The following is a 10,559-nucleotide window of genomic DNA, read 5'->3' on the forward strand; positions in this document are numbered from 1 at the left end:
CACGGGTGCTGACCGCCTGCAGCAGTGCCACCCCGATGAGCTTGGCGCGGGTGTCGTCGATCAGCGCGGTCGGGCTGGCTTGCATGTCGATCGGCAACGCAGCGGTGTCACGCAGCGTCGAAGGGCCCAGCACCGGCAGCATCACGTACGGGCCGGACGGCATGCCCCAGCGGCCCAGCGTCTGACCGAAGTCTTCCGACTGCTTCTCGAGGCCGATCTCGGTGCCAATGTCGAGCAAGCCGCCGAAGCCGAGCACGCTGTTGGTGGCGACCCGCATACCCATTTGCAGCGAACTTTCGAACTTGCCCTGCAGCAGATGGTTCACGGTGGACCAGGCGTCGGCCACGTTGCCGAACACGTTCTCGATCAAGGTGCGCACGTACTCGGGCACGACGTCCTTGTAGGCCTGGGCGACCGGCTTCAGCACCGCGGTATCGACCGCCTCGTTGAACGAGAAGACCGAGCGATTCCAGGATTCGAACGGGTCCTTCTTCGACGCTGCCGGCTTGGCGGCAGGCGCGTCCGCCGACTCAGCATCGGGGGCCGAGGCCGCGCCAGCGGCCGCAGCGGCAACCAACACCGGCGCCGCGGCCACCGCGTCGACTTCGTCGGCGCGCGCGGCGCCGCTCAGCACCAGCGCGATCGCGCAGGCAGCGGCCAGCTTCATTTCTTGTCCCCGTTCTCGTTGCCGGCGTCGCCGGCCTTGCTCAGCAGCATTTGCCCGATCAGGTTCTCAAGAACGATCGCCGACTGGGTTTGCTTGATCACGTCGCCGGCGGCGAAGTTCTTCTCGTCAGCACCGGGGTCGATGCCGATGTACTGGTCGCCCAACAGGCCCGCGGTCAGGATCTTGGCCGACGAGTCCTTCGGGAACTCGACGCCGCTCGAGATCTGCAGGCTGACCACGCCCTGGTAGGTCTTCGGGTCCAGCTTGATCGAGGTCACGCGGCCGACCACCACGCCGGCCGAACGCACCGGTGCGCGGACCTTCAGGCCGCCGATGTTGTCGAAGCGGGCCTGCAGGCCGTAGGTCTGGCCGTTGGTGAAGCTGGCCAGGTTGGCGGCCTTCAGCGCCACGAACAGCAGCGCCGCAATGCCCATCAACACGAACAGGCCGACGAGGGTTTCGATGCTTTTCTTTGCCATCGTTTGATCCTTAGCGCGTAGAGAACATCAGCGCCGTGAGAATGAAGTCCATGCCCAGCACCGACAGTGACGAGATCACGACGGTGCGTGTGGTGGCATAGGCCACGCCTTCCGGCGTGGCTTCTGTGACATAGCCTTGGTAGAGCGCGACGGCTGTACAGATGATGCCGAACACGCCGCTCTTGATGACGCCGTTGCCGACATCGCGCCAGACGTCGACGCCGCTTTGCTGGATCGACCAGAAGTTGCCCGGGTCGATGCCGATCAGGCCAACCGCCACGACCCACGCCCCCGAGATGCCAATGGCCGAGAACAGGATCGCCAGCAGCGGCATCGAGATCGCCCCGGCCAGAAAGCGCGGCGCCAACACCCGCTGGCGCGGGTCGATCGCCATCAGCTCCAGCGCGGCGATCTGCTCACCCGCCTTCATCAGCCCGATCTCAGCCGTCAGCGAAGTGCCGGCGCGGCCGGCGAACAGCAACGCGGTCACCACCGGGCCCAGTTCGCGCACCAGCGAGAGGTTGACCACCAGGCCCAGCGACTCGGCTGCCCCGTAGGTGGCCAGCGCGTAGTACATCTGCAGCGCGAGCACAAAGCCCACCGCCATGCCCGAGGCCAGGATGATGACCAGCGAGCGGTTGCCGATCGCATGGATCTGCGAAACGACCAAGCCGAAACGGCGCAATGCCGCCGGCAGCGCCGCCAGCAGGTCGACGAAGAACATGGCCGACCGGCCCCAACCGCCCAAGCCGCGCATTGCCCAAGCGCCGATGGAGGCGAGCCAGTTCATGCCTTGCCTCGCAGACCGTAGTCGACGGCCATTTCGGGCGCCGGGTAGTGGAACTTGACCGGCCCGTCGGGCTCGCCGCGCACGAACTGGCGCACTTCAGGATCGGTGCTGGCCATCAGTTCGGCCGGCGTGCCCTGCGCCACGAGGCGGCCGCCGGCGGCCAGCAACACGACCCAGTCGCTGATGGCCATGCACTCGGGCACATCGTGCGAGATGACCAGCGAGGTAGCACCGGTCACGTCGTTCAGCGTCCGAATCAGGTTCGCCGCCACGCCCATCGAGATCAGGTCCAGCCCGGCGAACGGCTCGTCGTACATGATCAGTTCGGGGTCGAGCGCGATGGCGCGTGCGAGCGCGACGCGGCGCGCCATGCCGCCCGAAACCTCGCTGATCTTCAGCGGGGCCGCACCGCGCAGGCCGACCGCGTTGAGTTTCATCAGCACGATGTCGTGGATCAGCTCGTCCGGCAGGTCGGTCATCTCGCGCAGCGGGAAGGCCACGTTGTCGTAGACCGTCAAGTCGGTGAACAAAGCGCCGAACTGGAACAACATGCCCAGGCGGCGGCGCATGCGGTAGAGCTGCGCCCGGTCACGCACGTTAACGACTTCACCGTCGAAGACGACACGGCCCGAATTGGCCGCGTGAACGCCGCCAATCAGACGCAGCAGGGTCGTCTTGCCGCAGCCCGAGCCGCCCAGGACGGCCGTGACTTTGCCTCGCATGAAGCGAAGGCTGATGTCGTTCAGAATCGTCCGGCTGGCGTCATATCCAAACGTGACGTGATCAATCTCTATGAAGGCGTCGCTCATCTCGGGCAGGGATTTCCCGAGGATTGTCGCATGGGCTTTCTGGTCGACCGGGGTGGGCCGGGCGCTTTGCCCAGCCGTCACCTACGGACACGTCGCAGCAACACGACAAGCCTGGCCGGCGTGTGCTAGCAGCAAGATTCAGCGGGGCAGCGTCGAAGAACCCATCAAGAACTCGTCGACGGACCGCGCGGCTTGGCGGCCTTCGCGGATCGCCCAGACCACCAGCGACTGGCCGCGGCGCATGTCGCCGGCAGCGAACACCTTGTCGACATTGGTCTTGTAGCCATTGGCTGCATCGGTGCCTGCCTTGGCGTTGCCGCGCATGTCCAGCTCGACGCCGAAGGCCTCGATGACCGTCGCTACCGGGCTGACAAAGCCCATCGCCAGCAGCGCGAGGTCGGCCTTCAGCAGCTGTTCGCTGTTCGGCACCTCGACCATCTTGCCGCCCTTCCACTCGACGCGCACCGTCTTTAGGCCAGTCAGCTTGCCCTTCTCGCCGACGAACTCTTTGGTGGCGATCGCGAACTCGCGCTGGCAGCCTTCTTCGTGGCTGGACGAGCTGCGCAGCTTGTACGGCCAGTACGGCCAGGTCAGCGGCTTGTCTTCTGTTTCCGGCGGCATCGGCATCAGCTCGAACTGCGTCACGCTGGTCGCGCCGTGGCGGTTGCTGGTGCCGACGCAGTCGCTGCCGGTGTCACCGCCGCCGATCACGATCACGTGCTTGCCGTCGGCGCGGATCTGGCCCTTCAGCTTGTCACCAGCGTTGAGCTTGTTCTGCTGCGGCAGGAACTCCATCGCGAAGTGCACACCGTCCAGGTCACGGCCGGGCACCGGCAGGTCGCGCGAGGCCTCAGCCCCACCGGCCAACAGCACCGCGTCGAACTCGGCCTTCAGCTCGTCCGGCGTGACACTGGACTTGGCCCAGTTGGTGATCTTCGATCCCTTTGGCAGCTCACCGACCATCACGCCAGTGCGGAAGACGACGCCTTCAGCCTCCATCTGCGCGACGCGGCGGTCGATGTGCGCCTTCTCCATCTTGAAGTCCGGGATGCCGTAGCGCAGCAGGCCGCCCGCGCGGTCGTTCTTTTCGAACACCGTCACCGCATGGCCAGCACGTGCCAGCTGCTGCGCCGCCGCCAGGCCCGCCGGGCCGGAGCCGACCACGGCCACCTTCTTGCCTGTCTTCACCGTCGCCGGCTGCGGCTTGACCCAGCCTTCTTCCCAGGCTCGGTCGATGATCGCGTGCTCGATGGACTTGATGCCGACCGGGTCGTCGTTGACGTTCAACGTGCAGGCCGCTTCGCAAGGCGCCGGGCAGATGCGGCCGGTGAACTCGGGGAAATTGTTGGTGCTGTGCAGCACCGTGATCGCGTTCTTCCAGTCGCCCCGGTAGACCAGGTCGTTGAAGTCCGGAATCACGTTGTTGACCGGGCAGCCGTTGTTGCAGAACGGTGTGCCGCAGTCCATGCAGCGCGCGCCTTGCACTTTGGCCTCGTCGGCGGCCAAGCCGATGACGAATTCCTTGTAGTGCTTCAGCCGCTGGGGGACGGGCGCGTAGCTTTCTTCGACGCGCTCGTACTCGAGGAAGCCGGTGACTTTTCCCATGGTGTGCTCTTCAGATCCTTGGCTTACTTCGAGGTCAACGACTTGCCGGCCTTGGTGGCGGACTTCTTGTCTGCGGGCTTGCCAACCGCCTTGTCGATCGCTTCGATCGTTTCGCGAGTGGCATGCAACTCGCCCAGCGCGCGTTTGTATTCGGTCGGGAAGACCTTGACGAACTTGGCGCGCGAGTCGGCCCAGTGGTCGAGGATGTCGCGAGCGCGCAGCGAACCGGTCCACTTGTGGTGGTCTTCGATCAGCCGCTTCAGCAACGCTTCGTCGGTCTGCTGCTTGTGCCAGATCGCCGGGTCGACGGTGTCTTCTTGCTCAGCCGTGCTGAGGACCTTTTCGAGCAGGACCATCGTGGTGTTGCAGCGCTTGGCGAACTGGCCGTCTTCGTCGAACACGTAGGCAATGCCGCCGGACATGCCGGCCGCGAAGTTGCGGCCGGTCTTGCCCAGCACGACCGCTGTGCCACCGGTCATGTACTCGCAGCCATGGTCTCCGGTGCCTTCGACCACCGCTGTCGCACCTGACAGCCGCACCGCAAAGCGCTCGCCGGCCACGCCGCGGAAAAAGGCCTCACCACTCGTCGCGCCATACAGCGCGGTGTTGCCGACGATGATGTTGGCCGTCGCGTCACCGCGGAAGTCGATGCTTGGTCGCACGACCACGCGGCCGCCGGACAGGCCCTTGCCCGTGTAGTCGTTCGCCTCACCGATCAGGTACAGCGTGATGCCCTGGGCCAGGAAGGCCGCGAAGCTCTGACCACCGGTGCCCTCCATCTGGATGAACACCGTGTGGTCGGGCAGTCCTTCAGGCCGCAGGCGAATCAGCTCGCCCGACAACATCGCGCCGACCGAGCGGTTGACGTTGCGCGCGTCCTGCATGAACTGGATCTTCTCGCCGGTCTCGAAAGCATCGCGGCACTTCTGGATCAGCTTCTTGTCCAGCGCGCGATCCAGGCCATGGTCCTGCTCTTCGACATGGAAGCGCGCGACCTCGGCGGGTACCTGCGGCCGGTGGAACACGCGACTGAAGTCCAGGCCACGAGCCTTCCAGTGGCTGATGGCCTTGCGCGTGTCCAACAAGTCGGCGCGGCCGATCAGCTCGTCGAACTTGCGGATGCCCAGCTGCGCCATCAGCTGGCGCGCCTCTTCGGCGACGAAGAAAAAATAGTTGACGACGTGCTCGGGCTTGCCGTTGAACTTGGCGCGCAGCACCGGGTCTTGCGTGGCCACACCTACCGGGCAGGTGTTCAGGTGGCACTTGCGCATCATGATGCAGCCCTCGACGACCAGCGGCGCGGTCGCGAAGCCGAACTCGTCGGCCCCGAGCAGCGCGCCGATCACGACATCGCGGCCGGTCTTCATCTGGCCGTCGGCCTGCACGCGAACGCGGCCGCGCAAGCGGTTCAGCACCAGCGTTTGCTGCGTCTCGGCCAGGCCCAGCTCCCACGGCGTACCAGCATGCTTGATGCTCGACCACGGCGAGGCGCCGGTGCCGCCATCGTGCCCGGCGATCACCAGGTGATCGGCCTTGCACTTGGTGACGCCGGCGGCGATGGTGCCCACACCGACTTCGGACACCAGCTTGACGCTGATCGATGCGCGCGGGTTCGCATTCTTCAGGTCGTGGATCAGCTGCGCCAGGTCCTCGATCGAATAGATGTCGTGGTGCGGCGGTGGGCTGATCAAGCCGACGCCCGGCACCGAGTAGCGCAGGAAGCCGATGTAATCACTGACCTTGCCGCCGGGCAGTTGGCCGCCCTCGCCCGGCTTGGCGCCCTGGGCCATCTTGATCTGGATCTGGTCGGCCGAGACCAGGTACTCGGTCGTCACGCCAAAGCGGCCCGAAGCGACCTGCTTGATCTTCGAGCGCAGGCTGTCGCCGTCCTTCAGCTCGTAGTCGGCCTGCACAACGCCAGCGCCGATCACGTCCGACACCTTGGTGCCGGTGGTGATCGGGATGCCCTTGAGCTCGTTGCGATAGCGCGCCGGGTCCTCGCCGCCTTCGCCGGTGTTGCTCTTGCCGCCGATGCGGTTCATCGCAATCGCCAGTGTCGTATGCGCCTCAGTCGAGATCGAGCCAAGCGACATCGCGCCAGTAGCGAAACGCTTGACGATGTCCGCAGCCGATTCCACCTCGTCGACCGAGATCGCCTTCGCGGGATCGAACTTGAACTCGAACAACCCGCGCAGCGTCAGATGACGCTTGCTCTGATCGTTGATGAGCTGGGCGTATTCCTTGTAGGTGTCGAACTTGCCCGAGCGCGTGCTGTGCTGCAGCTTGGCGATCGCGTCCGGCGTCCACATGTGCTCTTCACCGCGCACGCGCCAGGCGTACTCGCCGCCGGTTTCAAGCAAGCCCTCCAGCAGCGGGTCTTCGCCAAAGGCGGCGCGGTGGTTGCGCAGCGCCTCTTCGKCCACCTCGAAGACACCGATGCCTTCGACCTGTGTGGCGGTGCCGCGGAAGTACTTGCCGACCATGTCCTTGTTGAGACCGATGGCCTCGAACAGCTGCGCACCGCAGTACGACATGTACGTCGACACGCCCATCTTGGACATGATCTTCGACAGGCCCTTGCCGATCGCCTTGACGTAGTTGTAGATGGCCTTGTCGGCCGACAACTCGCCCGGCAGCTCCTGGTGCATCGCCGCCAGCGTTTCCATCGCCAGATACGGGTGCACGGCTTCGGCGCCGTAGCCGGCCAACACCGCGAAGTGGTGGACCTCGCGTGCCGAGGCCGTCTCGACGACCAGGCCGGCCGTCGTGCGCAGCCCTGCACGCACCAGGTGGTGGTGGATGGCCGACAACGCCAGCAGCGCCGGGATCGCAAGGTTCGCGCGGTCCATCCGGCGGTCGCTGATGATCAGGATGTTGTGGCCGCTCTTGATCGCGTCGACGCTCTCGGCGCACAGCGATGCCAGCTTGGCCTCGATGCCGGCCTTGCCCCAGGCCAGCGGATAGGTGATGTCGATCTCGTAGGGCTTGAACTTGCCACCGGTCGCGCCTTCGATGTTGCGCAGCCGGGCCATGCCCTTGAAGTCGAGCACCGGCTGGGCCACCTCCAGCCGCATCGGCGGGTTGACCGCGTTGATGTCGAGCAGGTTGGGCTTCGGGCCGATGAAGCTGTTCAGGCTCATCACGATCGCTTCGCGGATCGGATCGATCGGCGGGTTCGTGACCTGGGCGAACAGCTGCTTGAAGTAGTTGTACAGCGGCTTGTTCTTGTCCGACAGCACCGCGAGCGGCGAGTCGTTGCCCATCGAACCGATGCCTTCTTCGCCGGCGGTGGCCATAGGCGCGAGCAGGAACTTCAGGTCTTCCTGCGTGTAGCCGAATGCCTGCTGGCGGTCGAGCAGGCTTTCGGTGAAGGCGGCGGTCGGTGCGTCGCCGACGGGAATCGAGTCGAGCCGCACGCGGACGTTGTCGATCCACTGGCGATAGGGTCGAGCGCTGGCGAACTGGTTCTTCAGCTCTTCGTCGTCGACGATGCGGCCTTGCTCCAGGTCAATCAGGAACATCTTGCCAGGCTGCAGGCGCCACTTCTTGACGATGTGGTTCTCGGGGATGGGCAACACGCCCGATTCCGACGCCATCACCACCAGGTCGTCGTTGGTGACGATGTAGCGCGCCGGACGCAGGCCGTTGCGGTCCAGCGTCGCGCCGATCTGCTTGCCATCGGTGAAGACCATCGCGGCGGGGCCGTCCCACGGCTCCATCATCGACGCGTGGTACTCGTAGAACGCGCGACGACGCGGGTCCATCATCTCGTGCTGTTCCCACGCCTCGGGAATCATCATCATCGCTGCGTGCGCGAGCGGGTATCCGCTCATCGTCAGCAGCTCGAGCGCGTTGTCGAAGGTGGCGGTGTCGCTCTGGCCTTCGAAGCTGATCGGGTAGAGCTTCTTCAGGTCGTCGCCCAACACCGGCGACTTCATCACGCCCTCGCGGGCACGCATCCAGTTGAAGTTGCCCTTGACGGTGTTGATCTCGCCGTTGTGCGCGACCATGCGGTACGGGTGCGACAGCGGCCACTCGGGGAAGGTGTTGGTCGAGAAGCGCTGATGCACCAGCGCCAGAGCCGACACGGCGCGCGGATCCGACAGGTCCTTGTAGTACTGGCCGACCTGGTTCGCCAGCAGCAGGCCCTTGTAGATGATCGTGCGGCAGCTCATGCTGGGCACGTAGTACTCGCGGCTGTGGGTCAGCTTCAGCGCCTGGATCGCCGCCGAGGCCGTCTTGCGGATCACATAGAGCTTGCGTTCCAGCGCATCGGGCACGATCACGTCAGCACCGCGGCCGATGAAGACTTGGCGGATCACCGGCTCGGTCAGGCGCACGGTCGGCGACATCGGCATGTCAGCGTCGACTGGCACATCGCGCCAGCCCAGCAGCACCTGGCCTTCAGCCTTGATGGCGCGCTCCAACTCCTGCACRCAGGCCAGCCGCGAGGCGTGTTCCTTCGGCAGGAAGATCATGCCGACGCCGTATTCGCCCGGCGGCGGCAGCGTGACGCCTTGCGCCGCCATCTCGGCGCGGAAGAAGTCGTCGGGGATCTGGATCAGGATGCCGGCGCCGTCGCCCATCAGCTTGTCGGCACCCACCGCACCGCGGTGGTCCAGGTTCTCGAGGATCTTCAGCCCCTGGGCAATGATCGCGTGTGCCTTCTGCCCCTTGATGTGGGCGACAAAGCCAACCCCGCAGGCGTCTTTCTCGTTGCGCGGGTCATACAGACCGTGCGCCGCCAGATCCTGGATTTCTTCGGCGGAGGGATGGGGGGCGAGGGTCGACAAAGGACCCGGCGTGGCCTTGGACATGGGCAACGCTCCTCGACGTTGGCTAGGGGAAACGCGAGGTTAAAAGAAAGCCGGGGCAGCGACAAGCGCTATTAATTGGGGTCAGGTTCAAATAACTAAGCCATGGGTGGCCTTCATCATTTAATTAGGGACAGTCTTTATTGATGCCTTTGGCGGCCGTCCGCGCGGCCGGGTGGCGAGTGAGCGCGCGGTCAGCCGCTCCAGCTCGGCGACGAAGGCGGGGTCGCCCAATGGCCGCCCGCCCGCCAGTGCGGACACGATTCGTTGCGCCTCCAGCGACCCCACCCCCCGCTCCAACCAATGGCGATAGGCGGCCTCCCGCTCAAAGGGCGTGTTCCCGAGTTGCCAGTACGCCGGCGGCTCGGTGATCAGCGGGTCACGCAGCGCACCAAGATGGTGAGGCAAGCTCGACCAGCTGTCCTCATGCAAGCCTGGGGCCAGGCCAACGCGCTGCGGGTTTAGCTCGATGAAGCGCATGCAGCGCAGCACGTTGTCGGCGCCGCCGACCACGTGCGCCCGGTAGCGCCCTTCCCACAACGTCCCGCTGCGCTGGTGGCGAGCATTGAAACGGGCCACATAGCGTCGCCCCAGGCTCTGCATGGCGCGGCTGAGGGCGTCAGCATTGGCCGGCGTGACCAGCAGATGCAGGTGGTTGGGCATCAGGACATAGGCGTGCAGCGTCAGCAGATGCTCACGCAAAGCGTCGCTCAACTGCGTCAGCAATCGCCGCCGGTCGTCGTCGTCAATAAAGATGGGCTGCCGGTTATTGCCACGGATCAGCAGGTGGTGCGGATGTCCAGGGACCGTCAGTCGGGCTTGTCGCGCCATGATGGGATCAGATATTTAACCTGACCCCATTTTGTCAGAGACGGCGCCGCAGAAGCTCTAGTTTTCCGCTAGTCGGGGAACGCGCGTTTTCCGGTCAAGCGCTGGTGTTCACGGATGGCGAAGCGGTCTGTCATGCCGGCGATGTAGTCGGCCAACGCACGCGTCGGGTCCRAGCTGCGCGCGTAGTCTCTTGGCAACTCGTCGGGGCGGTTGCGATAGACGGCAAACAGGTCACCGACGACTTGCTTGGCGGCGTCGGTCGTGGCCATCACCTGGGGGTGGCGGTACAGCGCTCGGTACAAAAAGCGTTTCAGCTCGGCGCTGCTGTGCTTCATCTCGTCGCTGAATCCAACCAAAGGCGGCAGGTGACGAACATCGTCTGCGCATGTCGGGTTGTCGCGCGCCAAGCGTTGCTGCGTGCGGGCGATCACGTCGTAGACCTGTGCCGACAGCATGCGGCGGATGATCTCGGCGAGCAGCCGGCGTGGATGCCTTCGCTCCAAGTCGGGATGGTCGGACAGGGTCTCCGAATAGAAGCGCTGGAACAGAGCGACACCGTGGAGC

The 10,559-nt window shown here is 65.1% G+C and carries 8 protein-coding genes; all 8 read right to left on the reverse strand.

Annotation, left to right across the window (positions count from 1 at the left end; all coding sequences use genetic code 11):
- On the reverse strand, nt 1-667 hold a 667-nt coding region (locus AC1DYI_RS17940), incomplete at its 3' end, for an MlaA family lipoprotein (RefSeq protein WP_477205493.1).
- On the reverse strand, nt 664-1,146 hold the full coding sequence (mlaD, locus tag AC1DYI_RS17945; protein WP_477205494.1) for an outer membrane lipid asymmetry maintenance protein MlaD: 483 nt from the start codon (nt 1,144-1,146) through the stop codon (nt 664-666). The genes AC1DYI_RS17940 and mlaD, both read right to left, overlap by 4 nt.
- A gap of 10 nt (nt 1,147-1,156) precedes the next feature.
- The gene (gene mlaE, locus AC1DYI_RS17950) at nt 1,157-1,936 is read right to left on the reverse strand and encodes a lipid asymmetry maintenance ABC transporter permease subunit MlaE (RefSeq protein ID WP_477205495.1); all 780 of its coding nucleotides are present in this window, start codon (nt 1,934-1,936) and stop codon (nt 1,157-1,159) included.
- Nucleotides 1,933-2,745: an ABC transporter ATP-binding protein gene (locus AC1DYI_RS17955; RefSeq protein WP_477205496.1), complete on the reverse strand. Its 813-nt coding sequence runs from the start codon at nt 2,743-2,745 to the stop codon at nt 1,933-1,935. Before AC1DYI_RS17955 ends, mlaE begins: the two co-directional genes overlap by 4 nt.
- A 138-nt stretch (nt 2,746-2,883) precedes the next feature.
- Nucleotides 2,884-4,350 (reverse strand): glutamate synthase subunit beta, encoded by a 1,467-nt coding sequence (locus AC1DYI_RS17960; RefSeq protein ID WP_477205497.1) that lies wholly within the window; start codon nt 4,348-4,350, stop codon nt 2,884-2,886.
- Between the two features lie 23 nt (nt 4,351-4,373).
- On the reverse strand, nt 4,374-9,167 hold the full coding sequence (locus tag AC1DYI_RS17965; RefSeq protein ID WP_477205498.1) for a glutamate synthase-related protein: 4,794 nt from the start codon (nt 9,165-9,167) through the stop codon (nt 4,374-4,376).
- 120 nt (nt 9,168-9,287) lie between these two features.
- A complete protein-coding gene (locus tag AC1DYI_RS17970; protein WP_477205499.1) occupies nt 9,288-9,995 on the reverse strand; it encodes a transposase in 708 nt (235 codons plus the stop codon).
- Nucleotides 9,996-10,063: 68 nt separating this feature from the next.
- Nucleotides 10,064-10,559: deoxyguanosinetriphosphate triphosphohydrolase family protein (locus AC1DYI_RS17975; RefSeq protein WP_477205500.1), on the reverse strand; the 496-nt coding region annotated here is incomplete at its 5' end.

This window comes from Ideonella sp. P3_A4 (genome assembly GCF_056403075.1).

Excerpts from the sequence above, each read along its gene's own strand:
- mlaE (WP_477205495.1), bottom strand. The coding sequence starts at position 1,936 with ATGAACTGGCTCGCCTCCATCGGCGCTTGGGCAATGCGCGGCTTGGGC.
- AC1DYI_RS17955 (WP_477205496.1), bottom strand. The coding sequence starts at position 2,745 with ATGAGCGACGCCTTCATAGAGATTGATCACGTCACGTTTGGATATGAC.
- AC1DYI_RS17960 (WP_477205497.1), bottom strand. The coding sequence starts at position 4,350 with ATGGGAAAAGTCACCGGCTTCCTCGAGTACGAGCGCGTCGAAGAAAGC.
- mlaD (WP_477205494.1), bottom strand. The coding sequence starts at position 1,146 with ATGGCAAAGAAAAGCATCGAAACCCTCGTCGGCCTGTTCGTGTTGATG.
- AC1DYI_RS17970 (WP_477205499.1), bottom strand. The coding sequence starts at position 9,995 with ATGGCGCGACAAGCCCGACTGACGGTCCCTGGACATCCGCACCACCTG.